We start from the raw sequence: 21,951 nt of genomic DNA, 5'->3' as shown, positions 1-21,951 counted from the left end.
AAGAATGAAAAGGAGGAGTAAATATTATGGAAAAAAACACAGAGATTAAAAATATTAAACAACAAAGTTCTTGTCTTGATAATGATTGTGATCATGCGTTAGATAGTGATGATGATGGCATTCCTGATTGTTGAGAAATCAATGGTTATACGGTTGAAAAGGGATTAATTGTTCCTTGAGATGATAAAAAACACAAACCAGGAAAATTTATTAAATATAAATCAGACCCATACAATAGTCATACAACAGGGGATCCTTATTCTGATGCTGAAAAAGTATTAGGAAAAATTGATCAAGGGGTTTTACCAGAAGCACATCATCCACTTGTTGCTGCTTATCCTAAAATTGGGGTAATGATGAATAAAATGATTTTATCCAATAATTTTAATGTTACAAATGAGGAAGGAAGATCAGTTGGACAACAAAAAAGTAATACTATTAGTGTTTCAACTTCTAGTAGTAATACTGAAGCAACAACTGTTGGGGCATCGGTTTCGGCAGAAATTTCCCTTTTTCCGAGTCTTTCTGTTAGTGCTAATATTTCACATGAATGATCTAGTACGGTATCTTCTGAGCATTCTAGTTCTAATACATCATCTGAAGAACAAGGCCAAACATGAACCCATTCACTAGGAATTAATACTTCTGAAGTGGCATATTTAAATGGAAATGTTAAGTATTTAAATGTGGGAACAGCGCCAATTTATGAAGTTCGTCCAACACTTAATTTTGTGTTAGGAATTGGTGAATTATCAAATACAATTGCAACAATTATTGCAAAAAGTAATACGACAGCAAATGTTATTTTGCCAGGGGCAATTTTTCCTGATAAAGTTCAAAATTCAATTGCTTGAAATACAATTGATGATTTTAATTCACAACCAATTAAATTGAATTATGAACAAGTTGAAGCATTGCAAACTGGTGTGCCATTACAGATTCAAACAATTCAAACATCAGGGTTATATAAAACATATACTGCTGATATGTTACCAATGGTGAATGAATATCAAAAATGAGAACATATTATGGTTGATATTTATAATCGTACTGCTTGTTTAACCTTAATTTTTGAAAATGGTGATATTCAAGAAAGACGGGTTTCTGCTCGGAAAGAAGATAACTACGATGACCAATTGCAACCAGAATTAACATTAGGTGAAGCATTTCAAATTGCTTTTAATAATGCCAAAGTCAATGATGATGTTTTAACTTATAACAATACTAAGTTTATATTACAAGGTAATATTGATATTATTTTAGATGAAAGAACTTTAGCTTTACTAAAAAAACAAATTAAAAAATATGATTTGAAAAATATTTTTAATATTAGATTAATTCAAGGAATGAAAATTATTTTTAAAGAAAATAATGACAAAGACACTATGGTTAATAGATTTTTTACAGAAATTCGTTCAATTATTGAACAAAAAGTTCGCTTTTTTTCACTTACAAATTTTCTAAGAAAAGATAAGAGAATAGTTGCAGTATCAAATTATATTAAAAAAATAATTAAAGAAAATAGTAGTGATATTCCTGAACATTTTCTTGATGAATTAAAAATTAATATTCAGTATGTTAATTCTGACTTTAAAGTAGGTTTACAATATAGAGATAAACATAGTGAAACTTTCCCATTAATAAATGAACTTGATCTATTCGGTTAATTTAAAAATGGAGCATTATTTTAATATAATTAACTTTTCATTGGGATTTAATGTAAGTTGAATCCCAGTTTTATTTTTTTATTTACCAATAAAAAAATAAAAAATGAAAAAAATTTGCTAATTATAAATAGTTTTTCATAAATTAATAGTATAATTTAAATACCTTAAAGCACAAAAAAATTTATTTTAATCAAAAACAGCAATAACTAGGAGGTTAAAATATGACCAAACAAAAGTTAACTAAATGATATTATAACAATTTAAAGGTTAACAATTGAAATTTATATGTTGCTGTTTCTGAGCAAGGCGTAACTTTTATTGGTTCTAATAACAAAGGGTTTAATGAATTAGAATCTTGGTTGATGAAAAAGGGACCAAATATTTTATTAATTGCTGATCAAGAAGGAAAAACGAGCCTTGTTATGGAGCAATTAACGGAATATTTAATGGGAAAACGAACATTTTTTACTTTATCGTTTGATTTTACTGGTACTTTGTTTCAGAAAAAGGTTTGAGCAGAAGTTGCTAAAATTCCATATGGAACAACAACTTGTTATGCTGATATTGCACAAAAAATTGGACATCCGCAAGCAATGCGAGCTGTGGGAACAGCAATTGGTAATAATGCCATAACAATTCTTGTTCCGTGTCATCGTGTTTTAGGCAAAAATAATGCTTTATGTGGCTATCGTGGTGGATTAGAAATGAAAGCATCATTATTACAATTAGAAAATATTTGATAATTAGGTTTTATTAATAATTATTTTTATTATTTTGAGTTTATGCTTTGTTAAAAGTAATTTTTATTACAATTAATTTTATTTTTAACAAACATATTGTTTATCATCAATAAATTTTTAATATATTAAAAGGAGAAAAAATTATGGGAAAGTTTCATACAATAACAAGTAGTTTATTAGTGTTTGGAACTATTAATATGACATTTGTGCCTACTTCTAGTTTTATTAACCAAAAAGAACATATTATAGAACTATTATCAACGACAGTTTCATCACCTGACGAAGATGATTTTATTTATTCAGGTTATTTATTGCGCTATTTTATTTATAAGTCTTCTAATATTGATAAAAATAAAACGGTAGAAATGATGGAAAAGAATATTGTTAATAATAAAAATAAAATTTATAATGTTGTAACTAATATTGGGAATGTGAAAATGGATACTAAAGAATTATTTGAAATGTCATTAATGGCATCGATTATTAATACTAGTATTTATGGAATGACAACTTGAAAAGAATTTTTTGCCGAAGCATATTCAAAATGAATGACAATGCCAGATGAAATGAAAAATAAAAGTTGAGAGATTTTAAATAATTTTTTTATTGATATTTATACTCCACTTCAAAAAGAAAATCTTGGTTCACGTATTACTTCTTTACAATATCAACTTGATAAAATTGACCAGTATGTTGCAAAATCAAATCTTAGTTATAATACTAATTTAACAAAAAAACCGATTGATGCTGTTGATTTAAAATATAATTTTCCACCTTTTGAGTTTGGTTTACAACAATTAATTCCCCAAGATAGTAATTTCTGAGAACGTAGTTATACTTTTAATGCTCTTAAAACAAGTTTAATTATGTGGCAATCAAGTGGAATGAAAGATATTAAAACTAGCAATTTTAGTTTTAATGGAAATATTCTACGAGATACCATTATTAATAATGGCCAGGATTTAACAGAGGGATTAGGAGATATGATGAATGATTCATATACTAGAGCATCACAATCATCGCGGACAAAATTTGAAAATTTTATGAATACTAGTAAACAACAATATTATTCATCATTTGATAAGTTAGATGAAGATTTAAAAAAGATAACAGAGTATGAAAATAATTATTATTATGAAAAGGGAAGTGCCATTTTCTTAAAAGATAGTGTGCAAGCAATGCAAAAATATTATCATTGAAATGATAAGATTATTGAATTTCTTAAAAATCAAATTTTAAATTTATTTAATATGACTTATGCAATAACTGGTGATAATTTTAAATATTTTTTAACTGGGTTTCTATTTTCTCCGGATGCTCCATTGCTAAAAAGATCTGGAGAAACAACAGCTTATACAAGTTATTTTCTTGAATTACTGCCGGGGACAAAACGCATTACTTCAGCAAGATCGGCTTATATTATTATTTCTGCAAAGGAATTTGCTGATGCTTTGTTGGATAAAACTATTTCTAAATATCTAATTGGGTGGTGAAGTTCACCAAATATTTTTTGTTCTTTAAATCATGAGATGGGGCATGCTGTTGATGCTTACTATGGAATGCTTAAAGAAGCACGAAATGTTGCGCCAAAATATTTTCAGAGTTATCTAAATAGTTTAGGAATTAAGGACAAATATAGGGGTAACATTTTTGGCTATGATGATATTGAAAGTTATAATCAAAAAGTTAACATTATTAAAATTGTTTTAATTATTATGTTTGGTGCTTTTTGTACAAGTATTATTATTACCATTGCTTGGGGTATTAGTCGCAAGATTAGAACTCAAAAAAAATAGGAATGATAAAAATGCAACAATATTGCATTTTTTATTTAAAATAAAGGAGGAAAAAAATGAGTAGTAAAAAACAAATGACAAAATTTGGATTTATTGTTTCATCATTAGGTGCAGCAATCGGATTAGGGGTAATTTGAGGATTACCTGGTTATATTAATAAATATGGTGGATTTTATTTTTTCTTAATATATATTTTTGCGTTACTAATTGTAGGAGTACCGTTATTGATTTTTGAATTTAACTTAGGAAATCTTCGGCGTAAAAGTGTAATTAACATTTTTGATAAAGAAAGTGTTCGTTTTAGTCGCTTTATGGGTTGATTTCAATCAACTTTAATGATTATTATTCCAATTTATTATGCTGTTTTAGTTGGTTATACTATTATTTCAATTGGAATTGAATTTAGTCCTAACTTGATTAGTAATGTTGATGGAAATATTTTTAATCATCAGATTTTACAACATGGCGGTTTTGGTGTAACTAACAATGGTGGTTTTCAATGAATTGTATTCTTGGCATTCTTATTTGTTGTTTTGTTAGTTGGTCTTGTATTATTATTTGGAATTAAGGGAATTGAAAAAGTTAATAAGTTTTTTATGCCCTTATTATTTTTAATTATTTTAATTTTAGCAATTTATATTTTAACAGTTCCAGGGAGTCATCAAGGGTTAGCAACATTATTTTTAACAAATAATTTAGAAAAATTAAAGCAAAGTCAAACATGATGTAGTGTTTTTTCCTTAGCCTTTTTTACAACATCATTAGGAATGGGAATGATGATGCGCTTTGCTGGCGTAGGGCCGCACAACCAAGATAATGCTTCAAAAGCTTACTTATTAGTAATTGGAATTTTATTTTTATCAATTACTAATTTAATCTTTATTTTTGGTGCATCAGGGGCAATTGTTAATAATTTAGTTCCTGATAAAAATAATATTTTATTATTTCAACAACAAATTACCACTAAGTTTGGTGATGATTCAATGGTTTTTGTTTTTAATGTTTTACCAGAAACTTTCCATATTATTAATCAGAATACTGTTGTAGGAGTTGGAAATTTCTTAGGAGTTTTATTCTTTTTAGCTTTATTTATTGCCGGATTAAGTACAACGGTAGGTAATGTTGAAGTTATTGTAGATGCTATTGAAACACAATATGAAATTAGTAATCAAAAAGTAATCTGTGGGATTTGTTTAACAATTATTCTTGTTGGTTTATCACTAGTTTTTGAGAGCACATATCAAGTAATTAATTCATTTCAATTATTGGCAGCAGGATTAGATTTAATTTTAGTATCCTTAGCACAAGTTATTTTCTTTGTTTGATATGCAAAAAAACTACATATTGTAATTAATTATAATAACCAAGTATCATGAATTAAATTAAATAAGTTATATAAAATTATGATGTACTATTTAATTCCAATTATATTAGCTATTATTGTTGGCTTTTCAGTTTATGATTTTATTATTAGTTGTACAAAAAATGTTTGATACATCTCAGTATTAGCTTTCGTACTAGGTATTTTTGTGCCAGTCCTAGTTGCAAGTTTGAATAGTTATTATGGCATAAAACGAGAAAAAGGAGGACAGAAACTATGTTAGTTACCATTGCCATTGTTGTTTTATTAGGTTTAGCAGCGTTATTAGCAGTTGCTTTTGGTTTTTTTATTTACAAAGATTGACAACGCAGTCAGCATACATTAGAAGTTGATCAAAAATTAGCATTAGAAAATAAGTTAGAAGAAGATTTAGAACCAAGTTTAGATCAGAAAACTAATGAAAGAAAGTAAAATTAAAAAATAATATTTAATAAATTAATTTTATTGTTGAAAACAGAGTTCTCCAATTTTTATGTTATATTTTTATAAATTTTAGAATATAATAAATATGATAATTTACTATAAAATCATAAGTATTTTGGAAAAATTAAAAAAAGTTAGGAGATAATAAAAGTGAACAAAGAAAAAAAAAATTATATTACGTTACAAAATGATGATTTAAATATTGAATGTCTTGATTGTTTTGAATATTTAAAAAAGATACCAGATAATTTTATTGATTTAATTTTAACTGATCCTCCATATCAAATTTCAAAAAAAACAAATTTTACAACGGGTTCATTAAAAGGCAATTATACTGACAGATTTCGTGTGGTTATGGATTTTGGTCATTGAGATAAAAAAGAAACTAACGGAATTAATTTTATTAGTTTGTGTGATGAATTTTATAGAGTATGTAAAAAAGGGGGTAGTGTAATAATTTTTTGAGATTTATGAAAACTGCAGGACTTAGCAAATATGTTAATGCTATCAGGCTTTAAACAGTTACGTTTTATAGAATGAATAAAAACAAATCCTGTACCAATAAATTCACAAATAAATTATTTAACTAATGCTCGTGAAATAGCTATTCTTGCTGTTAAAGATGGAAAACCTACTTTTAATAGTGAGTATGATAAAGGAATTTATGAATATCCTATTGAACATAATAAAAGTAGATTTCATCCAACTCAAAAATCGTTAAAATTGTTTGAAGATTTAATTAAAAAACACTCTAATAAAGGTGACAAGGTTTTAGATGTTTTTTTAGGTAGCGGTACAACTGCTTTAGCATCATTAAATCTTGAAAGAATTCCTTTGGGTTGCGAATTAGATAAAATATATTTTAAAAAAATGATAGATAGATTGAAAGGAATAAAATAAATGACTACCCATGTTTTTATAGTAGATTCAAATACATTTAAAATACATTTAGAAAATATGTTTGCTGGAACAGGAGCTAAAGATTATGTTATTGATTTTAATAATAATAAAGAATCTAGTTTAAAGCCTACTGCTGAAAGACTTTTAGTAGGAATGACTGCAGATGCTTGTAGAATTAGAAAAGATGATAAAATAATTTTTTATTTGCAACAGACAAAAACCAGATATACAAACGAACCAAAAGAGGGTAAATTTTTTGGTATTTTTAAAGCAAAGAATGATTGAGCATTTTTAGATAATAATGATGAAAATCAGTTTTTAAAAACTGAATTAAATAAATCTTTAACATTTCGTGTAGAAATTGAACCTGATAATGTTTATCCACTTGGTGTAACCGAGTGAGAAGCATTAGATGAGATTAAAAGTATTCTTTCTCCTCACCAAATGTTATGAAGTATGATTTATAGAAAATTACGTGGAAAACGTGGAAACACTATGATTACTTTATATGAAGCAGAAAGATTACATCAATTAATAAGAGATAAAAATGAAAGACAAATGCTAAGTAATTTAAAACAATTATCCTTTGACGAAGATATGCAAAAAATAATTGAATTAGAAAAAGATTTAATTTTATATAAAGGAAATAGAAAAGAACCATTAAATATTTTACCTAGATTATTAGAAAAATATAAAAATAATTTAGCTTTTGAAATTCATTTACAATCATATATTATAAATTATATAGGCAAAAACTATAATAAAAGTTTGGATGATTCCTTACTACCACCTAATGCAAAAATTCAATGAATAGGCAATGAGTTTGGATGCGGAATGGGTATGCAATCAATTGATATAATGATTGATTATATTGAAAATAATCAAAAAGTTGTATCTCCTATAGAATTAAAATGTAATGAAATTCCTTTTTATATAACTAATCAAATACAAAGATATATAGATTGAATAGCACAATATTATAAATCTAATAGACAATGTGATATATCACCAGTATTAGTATATCAAAAGCGAAAAAGTAATTCTAAACAAGAAATTGAAAAATTTGAAAAAATAACTCAGAAAATTACGGATTTTAATAAAAAAAATGAAGGGATTTGCTCTCCTATTAAATTAATAGAATTTGAAATTCAAAATAACAATTTATTTTTTTCAAAAATTGATTATTAATTTTCTTTATTTTTGTATAATTAAGTAGGAAAATAAATAATTATACCTTTGATAATATAAAGCAAATAAAATAGATTTAATTTAATGCATGTATACAAGACTAAAACTTTTAGTCTTTTTTATTAAATTTTATATATAAAGTTTAAACTTAGTTAGAAGAAAGTAAATTTAATATTTTCTAATTATCATACTGTTTGATAATTTTAATTAATTCCATTGTTGATGAGCAATTTTTTATGCTAGTTAAAAATTCTTTTTTTGCAAATAGTTTAGCGATTGATTGAAGTAATTCTATATGTGAAAAATTATCTTCTGCCGCAAGAGCCAAGCAATATTTAATATGGTATTTGTCTTCTTTTTGAAATTTAACTGGATTTTTAAAATATGTAAAACTTATTCCAGTTTTTAAAATTGTCGAATCAGGCATAATATGTAATAGTGCTAATTTCGGTGCTACAACATAATAAGGACCTAAATCATTTGTTATCTCAATAATTTTAGTAGGAAAATCAGTTTTAACATAATTATTTGTAATTAATAGTTCAGATGCTAATTCAATTGCTTGTTCTCATTTGCTAATTGGTTTTTCAATATATTGTAATAATTTTTCATTAAATATTTTCATTTTTTATAAACCTTTCTATTTTTTTATTATTTCTATTATAAAAAGAAGATTATAAAGTACAATAAAATTAATTATTTTTGTAATTTTTTTATTAAAATGCAAATTTTTTGAAAATTTAATGCATTATAATTTTTAATAAAGGAGGACATAAATGATTCCAATAGTTGCTTTGGATTTATATAATTTAACATCTTTAGAAAAATATATTGCAGTTGAAATTAATAAAAAACCAGAATATTTCTTAAATAATTCAATCACAATAATTAGTAAAAAGTTGGGAATAGCAACATCAACGATATCTAGATTATCAAAAAAAGTAGGATATAGAAATTTTAAAGAGTTTAAAATGTTTATTTATGAAAAAATTAAACAGATTAAAAGTAGTTTTAATTTTCAATATAATGATAATTTACCTAATTTAATTCAAAAAATTAAAAACATTAATTTATATTCTGTTTTTGAAACGATTAATAATTTAGATTTATTAGAATTAGAAAATATTATTAATTGTATTTTTATTTCTAAGCGCATTTTTATTTTTGGTGTTGGTTCATCTTCTGTTATTTGTTCTGAATTAAATAATAGTTTAATTAAATTAGGATTTAATTCTTATACATCACAAGATTTTCATGGTCAATTATTATTTTTAAATTTATTTAATGATAATGATTTAATGATTCTTTTTTCAAAATCTGGTTGCACGCGTGAAATTCTTGAATTACTTAAATTAAGTAGAAAAAACAATATAAAAACGGTTTTAATTACAACTAAACAGCAAAATATTAATTTACTTCAATCAGATTATAAGATTTTATATTATTCTTATTTAGACTCAACTTATTTTTCAACTATTTCTAGCAATGTTTCGCAATTAATCATAACTAATATTTTAATAACAATGTTAATAGAGAAAAATCCAGAAAGTTATAAGGAATTACAAAAAAATGTTATTTTAATTGATAATTGAAATAGAAAAGGAACTATAATGTAAAATATAGGAGGATAATATGAAAAAAATATTAATTCTAAAATGAATTTTTTGGTTTCTTTTTTGTAGTAGTATATGTTCAACAACTCTTTTTATTATTTTGTCAATTGTTGATCCTAAGATTAATATCATAGTACTTGCTATAATATTTTTTGTAATTTCATTTTTGTTTGTGCAATGATGAACAAGTTTACATATATTAATGTTTTCGTCTTATATTTTTTTATGAAAAAATAAATATTTGTTTAGTTTCTATAATATATTAAGTCTAAATATATTTGGATTTATTTTATTTAAAAAAATAATAAAAAAAACGGAATAATAATTATTTAAGTATTTTAAATAATAGTTTTTTTATTTATGAGATAAATAAGAGAAAACTTATAATTTTATTAATTTTTACAGTAATTAATGTTCTTTTGATTTTTTTTGCATTTGCTTATATTTGATCATATAAATATTCCAAATATGCATTGGTAGTAAAAAATGAATCAATAAATATATCTAAATATAATAAAATTTTATTTTGATATATTTAAAAAATGCTGACTATTATTTTTAAATAGAATAAATTTATTTGATACAATGCTTATATAAAAAACTATTTAACTATTAAATTAACAAGATAATTATAGAAGCCTAATTAAACTAAAATTAATGATATTGCAGTTAAAGGAGAATTATGTTATTAAGTAAAGAGTTAGAAAGTTATTTAGAATCAATAGTAATTAATGGTAAACCAGATTCAAAATTGCCCTCAGAAGCAAGACTAATGCAAAAATATCGCGTTAGTCGAAGCACAGTTCGTGATGTTTTTAAAAAACTAATTACAAAAAATATGGTTTATGTGCTGCAAGGAAAGGGATATTTTATTTTAAATAAGTGTTTTTGAAATAAAGTTTATTCTTTTAAAGAAAAGAATAAACAAAACCATAATAAACTATATGTTGTTGATATCCCCCTTGATGATTACTTTATTGAAAATTATCAATTGTTAGTAGAAGATTTTCAATCCTTAATTAAAGTTCGTTATCATGATAATGAAATAAAAAAATATTCTATTATATGAGTTAATAAAACAATTTTAAAAAATCTTAATTATAAAGCTTGTGAAGATAGCTTATTAGAATATATTTCATCTCGTAAAATTAAATTAATTAATAATTTTAACTATTTGTGCTTAGAATTACCAAATATATTAGATAAAAAATATTTAAGATTAAATTTTAAAACTTATCTGCCCAGAAAATATTCACTTTCTTTTTCTGAATATTCTGAAGTAATTGAATGTAGTAAGGAAACATACCAACCAGAAAAATTTGAATTTTATCGAAAAAATTATTTTTAAAAAAGAACTTGTTATAACAAGTTCTTTTTTAAATTTAGAGTAATTAAAATGAAAAAAAGAGGTGAAAAAATGCAAAAGTCTGAAAAATTAAAAGTGAAAGAAAATTACTTTATGAAATTAAAAAATAAAATAAAAGCGCCTTTTGAAGGAGGAAAAAATTCTCGTTTTAAGATTGGAATTAATAAATTTGCAAAAGCAATTTTAACAATGATTGCTATTCTACCTGTTGCTGGATTATTTATTGTTGTTGGTAAAATTATTGGTCCATTAGGACTTGGCCAAATTACTGCAATTGCAAAGGTAGCAAATCATATTGGAACAATTATTGAAACCATTGGTTGAATGCCGTTTCGGCATATTGGTTTATTATTTGCAATTGCAATTGGTGGTTCATGAGCAAAAAATAAAGCTGGTGGTTGTTTTGCCGGAGCTGTTGCTTATTTAACTTTATTAAGTGTCGGTGCAACTTTTTTTATTACACGGAATGGCCCTGATGGTTCGGAGTTTATGAACTACATTTTAGGGGCAAAATGAACTAATCAAAAAGATTATTTTAGTAACCAAGAAGGAGTATATTCGTTACGTTTTGATGCTTTGGGGGGAATTATAACTGGTTTTATTGGGGCTGGGGTTTATAATAAATTTTTTGCTTTTAATCGGTTACCAAATGCTTTGGCATTTTTTAATGGTCCTAGGTTTGTTCCATTAATGGTTATTGTGATTACTTTACCAATCGCGTTAGGTTTATCGTTGCTTTGGCCATTAATTCAAACTGGAATTAATGTTATTGGGAAAAATATCGCTCTAAATAATAAGATTCCATTTATTATTCCCTTTGGTTATGGTTTTTTAGAACGACTATTGTTACCATTTGGTTTACACCATATGATTACAATTCCAATGAATTATACTTCATTAGGAGGAGTTTTAAATTATATGAGTGTTAATACTTATGCTGATAATTTATTTATTAATCAACAAATTACGAAAGAAGAATTAGTTGCTTTTTTTACTTATGTTACGGAGAATAATTTAGTTGATGCAAAAAGCTTAGTATCAGAAGGGCAGGAACAAATGTGATATACATGGGTTAGTGCATTAAATGTTGTTAGAAATCATTGAACAAATTATGCTAGTAATGTCATTAATAGTCAAGTTGGGGTTAATAATGTTTATCAAATTACAATGAATGCTTTTGAACCGGTTCGCTTTAAAGTTGGGCAAATGATTACTTCAACTGGATCATTAATTGGTGCTGGAATTGGGATGATGTATGCTATTAGTAAAACTAACCGAATTAAATACAAGTCAATTTATATTTCGGGAGGACTTGCTTGTTTATTGACAGGAGTAACTGAACCAATTGAATTTATTTTTATGTATACAGCTCCGTTACTATATTTAGTTCATGCGATTATGACTGGATTAGCCTTTGGAATGGCCGATTTAATTCCAATGCGAATTCATGCTTTTGGTGCAATTGAAATTATAATGAAATATTTTCTAGTATTAGGTCCAACAACATTAATTACAGATAGTATTAAAACTAATTTATGATTAGATGGTTGTTGATTTTTATTAGTAAGTGCACTTTTCTGTACGATTTATTTTATTCTTTTTTATGGGTTAACTAAAAAACTAAAACCAAATATTCCTGGAGTTGGTGAACAAATTCCATTAGATGGTTATTCATTAACGGAAAAAGTTCCAGAAGGAAATATTTCAGATGAAGTTATTCACAAAATTGTTAGTTTATTAGGAACAGCAGAAAATATTGAAGAAGTTGATTGTTGTATGACTAGGTTACGTGTTGTTGTAAAAGATGATAAAAAAGTTTCTAATAAGTTTAAAGAGGAAACAAAGGCACTTGGTGTTATAAAACAAGGGAATTATTATCAAATTGTTTATGGACCAAAAGTAAGTATTTATAAGGAAAAGATTGATGAATATTTAGATAATCAAATTGAGGAAGGACATAAACTATAGTGATTAAAGATAAAAAATTGCTCGGATATTCTTTTCCCCAAAAACAACGAATTTTTGATATTAATTATGATTATACCGTTGCATTAAAAATTAGTGATTTTTGATATCAAGATGATAGTTTGTACTTAGAACTTACATTAAGTAATTTACAAAAATCAACTTTACAAATAAAATTATTTGAAAATGGTATTATTAATTTGCAATATTATCAAAAAAAACCTAATAACCGTTTCGCTGAACACTTAAAACATTTAACAAAAAAACAGTTTATTGCAATTGAAAATAGTTCTTATTTTAAAATTAACTTATTACACGAGGAACAATTGATAATTTATAAAGAACCATTTCAAATAATGTTACTTGATGCTAATAATAAAATTAAATTTAGCACTAATACACGAAAAGGATACCAAGTATTTGAAAATTATTCAACTCCACCATTAGGATGAAAGCTTATTAGGGATGATTATTGACAACCATTTATTTCATTTTGATTAATGAACGATGAAAAAATATATGGTTTAGGAGAAAAGTTTCGACCATTAGTTAAAAATGGTATTGAAACAACTATTTGAAATAGTGATAATTCTTGTGTTGCTAACCATGACTTAGCTTATAATGGTTTACCATTATTTTATTCTACAAAAAAGTGAGGTTTATTAGTTAATACTGGTGAACAAACTAGTTTTGAAATTGGTTCACCAGTAACAGATGCAATTAGTTTATTATCTTTTGAACCATTGCTAGATTTATTTCTTTTTTACAGGACAAAATATGAAAGATTTAATTATTCAGTATACTGATTTAACAGGAAAACCAACAGCAATTCCAGATTTAAGTTATGGTATTTGATGTAATCGGTTGTATTATCATAATCAAACGGAATTATGAGCAGAAATTAAAAAATGTGAAACAGCTCAGTTTCCATTAGATATTATTTGCTTAGATCCAAAATGGTTAGAAAATCGTTATACAAAAAGTTGTAATTTTAAATATAATGAAAATGCGTTTGGTAATTTTAAAACTTTATTTACAGAATTAAAACAAAAAAATATTGCAGTGTGTTTTTGAATTAATCCATATCTGCAAGCTGATGATAATTATAATTGGCAAACAGCGTATCAAAATGGTTATTTAGTAAAAACAATTAATTCTGATGCTTATGCCCACCCATTAACCGGAACAGAAACGTATCAAACAAATTGTGGAATCGTTGATTTCACTAGCTCTAAAGCGACAAAATGATATCAAGGTGAGCTTAAAAAGTTATTTAAATTAGGATTACGATTTGTGAAACCAGATTATGGTGATGGAGTACCCCCCAATGCTTCCTTTAGTAATGGTTTAACTGGTGAACAATTTCGCCAATATTATGCATTTCTTTATTGTCAAGCAGCTTATAATGCTAGTAAAGAATACTTTGGGCCAAACGAAACATTGGTCTTTTGCCGCCCAGGGTACATTGGAACACAACAATTTTCTGGTAAATGATCAGGAGATAGTTATTCAAATTTTACGGAATTAAAAATTCATTTAAATGCGGGACTATCGTTAGCAATGGCAGGTGAAATGGCATGGGGGATTGATATTGGTGGATTTTATAGCGCAGAACCTTTTAATGAAGATTTATATATGCGTTGGACTCAACTTGGGATGTTATTACCTTTGTCACGATTTCATGGCATTGGACCGCGAGAACCATGAAATTTTTCACCAGCTGTTTTAACTAATGCGATAAAATATGCAAAATTAAAACGTAAATTATTACCATATTTTAAAATGTGCGAATTAGAAGCAATTACCACGGGTATACCAATTTTACGAGCAATGGTTTTAGAAAATGAAGACGATCATATTGCTGAACTAATTGATGATCAATTTTATCTTGGTAGTAACTTATTAATTGCTCCAATTTTAACACCAAAGACAAAACAACGCCAAGTTTATTTACCAAGAGGTGACTGGTTTTTATTAGGCCAAAAAAATAAAAAGTTTAAAGGACAACGTTCTTATCAATTTGTATGTGCAATTGATGAAATATTAATTTTTGTCAAAGCAAACACTGTTATTCCTTTGATTCAAAATGATAGTTATTGTTTTGACAAATTAGAGCAAGTTACTTTTGAATTAGATGTGTATGGTAAATTAAAACCTGATTATAAAGTAAGTTTTATGCTTCAACAAGATTTAATTACTATTACATATAAAAATAACAATTTTCATATTTCATCAAATCATAAATATATAATAAAATAATGGATTTTGTTCGATTTAATTAATTTATTAATGAAAAGTTCATATAATTAATAGGTTTTTTGGATTTGATAATGGTGAATATTTTTTACAGATAATTGAATTTAAGATTGGTTAACACAATAAAACAAATAATTTTTAAAAATATTTATATTAAACAATTTAGTTGCTAAATATACCCCGTGCTTTTTTTTTTTTTTAGTATAATTAAAAACAGCTTATAAAAGGAAGGCGGCATATAAATGAAACGGTTATTAACACTTTTTAGTGCGTTTGTGTTAGGCAGTGGTAGTAGCTTTGGGGTGGTTAGTTGTACAACGCGAACAAAGCATGACCTTGAAGAAGATGAATTAGATCGCAATCAAGATCTTGAAATTTTAAATCAAATAAAAAAGAAAGCAAAGCAAACTTTGTCAAGATGATTTGAAACAAAGGCAAGGATTGATATTAATGATTATCCGGACTTAATATTATCATTTAAAGAAATAGTGGCAAAGTTAAAATCTACAAATAATGATGGGTTAATTTTAACGAGCGAAATAATTAGTAAATATCGTTTTTTAAATCAGTTGCTTGTTGGTTTTAAAGCAGAGTTTGATAATTTGAACCAAAGTTTACTAGAACGATATTCAAATTATTATTTTGATTCAATGCCATTGCTTTTAGCCAAGAATAATATTTCATTTACTTTGTATAATATTAATTTTGATAAGATAGCAAAGTTAGTGGAAGATACGCCGCAAGAAATAATGGGTATTAGAATGAATCTTAAGATTGCTTATGAAATTAGATTTAAAAAATTGCCATCCTCAGATGTAACTGATTATGTAGGAATTATCTCTAATAATTTCGATTACTTAAGTAATATACAAGATAATATTGAGAAGTATTTTACTGATTTTGTTAACCATGTTTTTAAAAAACAAAATTATCAAATTATACTACCACAATACCGTTATTTTTGAAAAGAGGACTTGATTACGGACATTATTAAAGAGGCTTTAAAGAATAAAAATATTTTGTTTAATGGGTCTCTTGGCGCTCGTTTGAAGAACGGTTTTGGTTTTTCCGATGGTCATCAGTTTCAAAAACATGAATCTGTGTTGAAATGAGCGGGTGAGGGATATCATCCATCTAAATTAACACAAGAAAACTTTTCAAAATTTTATAAAGAAACATATATTTCAAATCATATAAAAGAGTATAAAGATTATTATCTTGTTCAGAAGGTTACATATATTACCCTATGAAACTTTGGCATTGAAAATTTACGATTTAAAAAACATCAGACTACTCTAAATATAGAACCAATTAATATATTAGTAGCAAAAAATACATTTGATTCTCAGTTTAATGAGTTTACAAAAATGATAATGGATTTTTGACATTGTTTTAAGTTAGAAACATATTATGAGGATTATCGTCTTGTTTTTAAGTTGAACCAAGAGATTTTTGATAAGGTACTTAAAAATGCTAGGTTTTTAGAGTTAGAAGACCCTTTCAGGTGAAAACGAAAAACTATTCCATTTATTTTTGAACCTATTTTTAGTTTTTTTCAAACCACATTAAACTCAAAAGACAAAAAGTTTGCTTGAAATAGTTTCGATGGATACAGTTTATTTTCTACAGTTAATTTAATTAATAAAACTGAAAAATCCTTTACTGTAAAATTTTTGAGAGATATTGACCAAAGATACTCTATGGATGATGATGGAGTGAACTTTATAGTTTTTTTATTTTCCCTAGTGTTGAAGAACAATCCATTAAGAGTTCGAATAAGACTTTAAAACGTTATTCATTTTTACAGATAATTGAATTTAAGGTTGTTTAATAAATATTGAAGATAATTGGAATAAAATAATTTAAACTAAAACTAGTTTTGTAACAAACACTAAAAAAACTGAAATTCAGTCTTTTTTAGTTAAGACTACATATATTCATATTTTTAAAAATTATTATGTTAGTAAATAAAGTGGAAATCATAACTTTCTGTTAAGTTTATAATAATAAATTTAAATAGTTTATTTGGGAAAAGAGTTGAAATATGATGTAGCACTTCACTCTATTTTATTCCAACTTTCCTAATTTATCTTCTTAATTTTCTTGCATTTTTATTATTAAGGTATTATAATAATAAAGTAATTAAAAAAGGTCAAGAAAGAGCACAACTGTGCTCTTTCTTTAATGCCATAAATTTTAGTTATGTTTGATTAAGAAAGGGTGGTGTTGGATGGAACATTTTATACAACAAGAGACACAATTAAAAGAAACTTTGGAAAATTATTTAACAAAACAAAATTTAACATTGTTTGCAATTAATTATTTCCAAGAGTTTGACACAAATGTTGTACAAGTGTTAATTGAAGATAAAACAACTGTGTTTGATTTGGATCGTTTAACAGTTATTAGTGAAGAAATTAATCAACTTGTTGATAACCTTGATTTATTTTCAGAAGAATACTTGTTAGAAGTTTCAACACCAGGTGCTGAGCGACCATTACGAAATTGAAATGAACTACAACAACATGTTAAGGAATATGTTTATTTAGAATTTAACGAAAAGGTCAATAATTTAGTTGAAGTTACTGGTGAATTATCAATGGTTGATCAGCAACAAAATCTTACTATTACTTATTTTGTTAAAGGTGCTCGCAAAACCTTACAAACAAATTATCAAAATATTAAATTTGCGCGTTGTGCGGTTAAATTTTAGGAAAGGAATGTTATATAGCATGATTGATGGTGCAAAATTATTGACAACAATTGATGAAATTGTTAGTGAAAAACAAATTAGCCGTGATTTAATTTTAGATTCAATTAAAGAAGGAATTAAAAAGGCTTATGAAAAGCATTTTGATCCAGAAGCAACAGTTATTGTTGATATTGATCAAAAAACAGGACAAATTAAAGTTGAAAAAGAATTAACTGTTGTTAAAAAAGTAGAAGATGATTTATTAGAAATTGGTTTAAATGAAGCAAAAGAAAAATATGGTGAACAAATTACAATTGATGATAAAGTTTATGAACCAGTTAATTCAGAAGAATTTTCACGATTAGCAATTTTCCAAGTTGGGCAAATTATTAAACAACAAATTAAAGAAGCAGAAAAGGATTCAATCTTTGATGAATATATTATACAAAAAGGGCATTTAATGACAGGTGTTGTTATTGCTGCTGAAGAAAAATACTTATTAGTTGAAGTAGAACGAACATTTGCTTATATTCCTCGAAAAAATTTAATCTTTTCTGATCATTTTGAAGTTGGGCAACCAATTACCTTTTTGGCAGAAGATGTTATTAAATCAAAAAATGCAGGACAAATTACTGGTTCACGAACAAGCAATGATTTTTTATATCGTTTATTAGAGCGTGAAATTCCAGAAATTTTTGAACAAGTAATTGAAGTAAAAGCAATTGCTCGTGATCCCGGGCGTCGTAGTAAGATTGCTGTTTATAGTACAAATGAAAATATTGATCCAATTGGTGCTTGTGTTGGTAGCAAGGGAAGTCGAATTAATAAAGTAACAGCTGAATTACAAGATGAAAAAATTGATATTTGTATTTATAATGATAATAGTCAACAATTTATTATTAACTCATTATCACCAGTAAAAGTAATTTCAATTACAACTAATGATGAAGGAAAAGAAGCTGATGTTATTGTTCCTGATGAACAATTATCATTAGCAATTGGAAAAGGCGGAAGTGCCGCAAAATTAGTTGCAAAGTTAACAAAATGAAAATTAAACATTATGAGTTATAGTGAAGCGTTAACAAAACAAGTTGAAATTTTATGAAATGGAAATTTAACAACTGATGAACTTAGTGCATTACAAGTTAAATTAAAAGATAAAATTAAACCAAAAACGACTGTTGAAACAAATACTGTTGATGGAGCAGTAGATTTACCAGTTGAAGAATTTGAAATTATTGAAGAACAAATGGCTGAAGAAACAATGATTTTGGATGAAGAAAATTATCATGTTGATGATTTAACAGAAACAACACCTAGCGGGTTAGAAAATGAAATTCAAGAAATTGAAGATAATATTTCTTATTTTGAGAATGAACAATTTGAAAATCAAGATGATGATGACGATGAAATTAATTATGATGACTATGATGATTATTATGATCAAGATAAATAATTAATTAGGAGGGATAACGATGACAAATCATAAAAAAGTTCCCTTACGAAAATGTGTTGTTTCACAACAAATGTTACCAAAAAAAGAACTGGTACGAATTGTTAAGACACCAAACGGGGAAATTATTATTGATTCAACCGGAAAGGCCAATGGTCGCGGTGCTTATTTACGACCAACATTAGAGATTTATGAAAAAGCAAAAAAAAGTCACGCTTTAGAACGTGCTTTAAAAACAAAATTAACCGATCAATTTTACGAAATGTTATATTGTGAAATTAGCGAAGGTTGAGATTAATGATGCTAGGTCAAAAAGGATATAGTTATCTTGGCCTAGCCAAACGAGGGGGTAAACTAATCACAGGGGCTTGTTTATTAACTGCCATTCAACAAAAAACAGTTTATTTAGTATTAACTAGTAATGATGTTGGTTCTGCGCAAGCAAAAAAATATCAACAAAAATGTTTTTATTATAATATCCCTTATTTTAGTTGCCTTGATTTCAATTTAACCCAACAAGCTTTAGGAACAAATAATGTTAAAATGATTGGTATTAGTGACCAACATCTTGCCCAACGGTTGCTGACATTATTAAATAATTCTTAAAATTCAAAAAGGAGGAGGGACAGATGAGTAGTCAAAATAACAAACAAAATAAAAAAACACTAGCTAAAAAACAACGAAATCGAATTCAATCGCAATTAAAAACGATTGAAGCACATGTTACGGAGGGAGTTTTTGTTTATGATGAGGCATTAACCATTGCTGAATTTGCACAAAAAATTAATAAACCCGTTAGTGAAATTATTAAATATTTTTTTAGTAAGGGAATAATGTTAAATCAAAATACTTTTTTAACTGAAGATCAATTGGGAGAGTTATGTTTAGAATTTGGGTTAGATTTTAAACGAGAAAAATCAGTAACGCATGAAAACTTAATTGAAAGTTTTGAAGTTAATGATGACCCTGCTTCGTTGGAAAAGCGTCCGCCAATTGTTACAATTATGGGCCATGTTGATCATGGCAAAACAACATTATTAGATACCATTCGAAATACTAATGTTGTAAGTACAGAACATGGGGGAATTACACAACATATTGGAGCTTATCAAATTAAAACTAAAAATAATGAAAAGATTACATTTGTTGATACTCCTGGACATGAAGCTTTTACACAAATGCGAGCACGAGGGAGTGCGGTAACAGATATTGTTGTCCTAGTTGTTGCAGCTGACGATGGGGTAATGTTGCAAACTAAAGAAGCAATTGATCATGCCAAAGCAGCTGGCGTACCAATTATTGTTTTTGTTAATAAAATGGATAAAGTTGGGATAAATTTAGATAATATTTTAATGCAATTATCACAAGAAGAATTAACTCCAGAAGAATGAGGAGGCACAACCCCTTATGTTAAAGGAAGTGCTAAACAAAAGCAAGGAATTGATGAATTATTAGATACAATCTTATTAATGGCTGATTTGATGGAATTAAAAGCAAATCCAAATCGCTTTGCGTTAGGTACAGTGCTTGAATCACACTTAAATCGTGGTTTAGGACCAGTTGCAACATTATTGGTGCAATCAGGAACATTGAATATTAAAGATGCCTTAGTTGTTGGTTATACTTTTGGTTATGTTCGTGATTTGTCTGATGAAAGTGGTAAAAAAATTAAATCAGCAGGACCATCAACTCCAGTTATGATTCATGGTTTAAATGAAGTACCAAATGCTGGTGATCGTTTTATGGTTTTCCGGGATGAAAAATTAGCACGTGAAATTGCCTTAAAACGAAAAACAATTGATACAATGAATAAACGTTATAAAAATCAAAATTTTTCATTAGAAAGTCTATCAGCACAAATTAAAGATGGGCAGTTAAAGCAAATTAATATTATTTTAAAAGCTGATACTCAAGGAACAGTTGAAGCGGTAAAAGCAAGTTTATTAAAAATTAATATTGCAGGCGTAAAAATTAATGTTTTACGAGCAACTGTTGGGGGAATTTCCGAAAGTGATGTAACATTAGGATTAGCTAGTCAAGCATTTATTGTTGGTTTTAATGTTCGTCCAACTGCGCATGTTCGAAAAAAAGCCGAAGATGAAGGAGTTGCAATTCGTTTGCATACCATTATTTATAAATTAACGGAAGAAATAGTTGCAGCAGCAGAAGGAATGTTAGATCCAGAAATGGTTGAAGAAGTGTTAGGGCAAGCGGAAGTACGTCAAATTTTCCGCCATTCTGATATTGGAACGATTGCTGGTTGTTATGTTACTGATGGTATTATTCCACGAAAATCACGAGTTCGCGTTTTACGCGATGGGGTTATTGTCTATAGTGGTGAATTAGCATCATTGAAACATATTAAAGATGATATTAAAGAAGCTAAAACAGGAGTTGAATGTGGCCTAACAATTAAAAACTATAATGATTTAAAAGAGCAAGATGTTATTGAAGCTTATACTGAGAAAGCCGTTACAAAGTAATGGTTTTTTTTTTTTTTTTTTTGGTTAT

General features: G+C 26.6%; 19 protein-coding genes. 18 read left to right on the top strand and 1 reads right to left on the bottom strand.

Annotated elements, in window-relative coordinates; genetic code table 4:
* Nucleotides 1-26: 26 nt before the first annotated feature.
* From SPM_RS01115 to SPM_RS01085, 7 genes are all read left to right on the top strand, one after another.
* Nucleotides 27-1,667, top strand: coding sequence for a binary toxin-like calcium binding domain-containing protein (locus SPM_RS01115; RefSeq protein ID WP_004027777.1), 1,641 nt, complete (start codon nucleotides 27-29; stop codon nucleotides 1,665-1,667).
* A 221-nt stretch (nucleotides 1,668-1,888) separates the two neighbouring features.
* Nucleotides 1,889-2,410 (top strand): methylated-DNA--[protein]-cysteine S-methyltransferase, encoded by a 522-nt coding sequence (locus SPM_RS01110; RefSeq protein ID WP_004027776.1) that lies wholly within the window; start codon nucleotides 1,889-1,891, stop codon nucleotides 2,408-2,410.
* 140 nt (nucleotides 2,411-2,550) lie between these two features.
* Nucleotides 2,551-4,203 carry a hypothetical protein gene (locus SPM_RS01105; protein WP_004027775.1) on the top strand — a complete coding sequence of 551 codons (1,653 nt, stop codon included), beginning with the start codon at nucleotides 2,551-2,553 and terminating at the stop codon, nucleotides 4,201-4,203.
* A gap of 56 nt (nucleotides 4,204-4,259) precedes the next feature.
* Nucleotides 4,260-5,807 (top strand): SLC5/6 family protein, encoded by a 1,548-nt coding sequence (locus SPM_RS01100; protein ID WP_004027774.1) that lies wholly within the window; start codon nucleotides 4,260-4,262, stop codon nucleotides 5,805-5,807.
* On the top strand, nucleotides 5,801-5,995 hold the full coding sequence (locus SPM_RS01095; protein ID WP_004027773.1) for a hypothetical protein: 195 nt from the start codon (nucleotides 5,801-5,803) through the stop codon (nucleotides 5,993-5,995). Before SPM_RS01100 ends, SPM_RS01095 begins: the two co-directional genes overlap by 7 nt.
* 162 nt (nucleotides 5,996-6,157) lie before the next feature.
* Nucleotides 6,158-6,907 carry a DNA-methyltransferase gene (locus SPM_RS01090; RefSeq protein WP_004027772.1) on the top strand — a complete coding sequence of 250 codons (750 nt, stop codon included), beginning with the start codon at nucleotides 6,158-6,160 and terminating at the stop codon, nucleotides 6,905-6,907.
* Nucleotides 6,908-8,095, top strand: coding sequence for a hypothetical protein (locus SPM_RS01085; RefSeq protein WP_004027771.1), 1,188 nt, complete (start codon nucleotides 6,908-6,910; stop codon nucleotides 8,093-8,095).
* Between the two features lie 178 nt (nucleotides 8,096-8,273).
* On the opposite strand, the gene SPM_RS01080 is transcribed toward SPM_RS01085, so the two are convergent.
* Nucleotides 8,274-8,720, bottom strand: coding sequence for a PTS sugar transporter subunit IIA (locus SPM_RS01080; RefSeq protein WP_004027770.1), 447 nt, complete (start codon nucleotides 8,718-8,720; stop codon nucleotides 8,274-8,276).
* A gap of 151 nt (nucleotides 8,721-8,871) precedes the next feature.
* Here SPM_RS01080 and SPM_RS01075 point away from each other — a divergent pair, with 151 nt between their 5' ends.
* The 11 genes from SPM_RS01075 (at nucleotide 8,872) to infB (ending at nucleotide 21,923) form a co-directional block, all read left to right on the top strand.
* Nucleotides 8,872-9,711 carry a MurR/RpiR family transcriptional regulator gene (locus SPM_RS01075; RefSeq protein ID WP_004027769.1) on the top strand — a complete coding sequence of 280 codons (840 nt, stop codon included), beginning with the start codon at nucleotides 8,872-8,874 and terminating at the stop codon, nucleotides 9,709-9,711.
* Between the two features lie 679 nt (nucleotides 9,712-10,390).
* Nucleotides 10,391-11,056 (top strand): GntR family transcriptional regulator, encoded by a 666-nt coding sequence (locus tag SPM_RS01070; protein WP_004027768.1) that lies wholly within the window; start codon nucleotides 10,391-10,393, stop codon nucleotides 11,054-11,056.
* Nucleotides 11,057-11,125: 69 nt separating this feature from the next.
* Nucleotides 11,126-13,042, top strand: coding sequence for a PTS transporter subunit EIIC (locus SPM_RS01065; RefSeq protein WP_004027767.1), 1,917 nt, complete (start codon nucleotides 11,126-11,128; stop codon nucleotides 13,040-13,042).
* The gene (locus SPM_RS06710) at nucleotides 13,042-13,899 is read left to right on the top strand and encodes a hypothetical protein (RefSeq protein ID WP_204366588.1); all 858 of its coding nucleotides are present in this window, start codon (nucleotides 13,042-13,044) and stop codon (nucleotides 13,897-13,899) included. Before SPM_RS01065 ends, SPM_RS06710 begins: the two co-directional genes overlap by 1 nt.
* Nucleotides 13,817-15,298, top strand: a complete 1,482-nt coding sequence (locus tag SPM_RS01060; RefSeq protein ID WP_196792623.1) for a TIM-barrel domain-containing protein — start codon at nucleotides 13,817-13,819, stop codon at nucleotides 15,296-15,298. Before SPM_RS06710 ends, SPM_RS01060 begins: the two co-directional genes overlap by 83 nt.
* A 239-nt stretch (nucleotides 15,299-15,537) precedes the next feature.
* Nucleotides 15,538-17,082: a hypothetical protein gene (locus tag SPM_RS06595; protein WP_004027766.1), complete on the top strand. Its 1,545-nt coding sequence runs from the start codon at nucleotides 15,538-15,540 to the stop codon at nucleotides 17,080-17,082.
* A 443-nt stretch (nucleotides 17,083-17,525) separates the two neighbouring features.
* Nucleotides 17,526-18,008 (top strand): ribosome maturation factor, encoded by a 483-nt coding sequence (locus tag SPM_RS01050; protein ID WP_004027765.1) that lies wholly within the window; start codon nucleotides 17,526-17,528, stop codon nucleotides 18,006-18,008.
* A 19-nt stretch (nucleotides 18,009-18,027) separates the two neighbouring features.
* Nucleotides 18,028-19,443, top strand: a complete 1,416-nt coding sequence (nusA, locus tag SPM_RS01045) for a transcription termination factor NusA (protein ID WP_004027764.1) — start codon at nucleotides 18,028-18,030, stop codon at nucleotides 19,441-19,443.
* Nucleotides 19,444-19,462: 19 nt separating this feature from the next.
* A complete protein-coding gene (gene rnpM / locus SPM_RS01040) occupies nucleotides 19,463-19,738 on the top strand; it encodes an RNase P modulator RnpM (protein ID WP_004027763.1) in 276 nt (91 codons plus the stop codon).
* A complete protein-coding gene (locus SPM_RS01035; RefSeq protein WP_004027762.1) occupies nucleotides 19,738-20,046 on the top strand; it encodes a L7Ae/L30e/S12e/Gadd45 family ribosomal protein in 309 nt (102 codons plus the stop codon). Before rnpM ends, SPM_RS01035 begins: the two co-directional genes overlap by 1 nt.
* Nucleotides 20,047-20,069: 23 nt before the next feature.
* Nucleotides 20,070-21,923, top strand: a complete 1,854-nt coding sequence (gene infB, locus SPM_RS01030) for a translation initiation factor IF-2 (RefSeq protein WP_004027761.1) — start codon at nucleotides 20,070-20,072, stop codon at nucleotides 21,921-21,923.
* Nucleotides 21,924-21,951: the final 28 nt, after the last annotated feature.

The sequence above is a fragment of the Spiroplasma melliferum KC3 genome (genome assembly GCF_000236085.2).
Classification (GTDB): Bacteria; Bacillota_I; Bacilli_A; order Mycoplasmatales; family Mycoplasmataceae; genus Spiroplasma; species Spiroplasma melliferum.
This window is presented reverse-complemented; position numbering and strand designations above follow the sequence as displayed.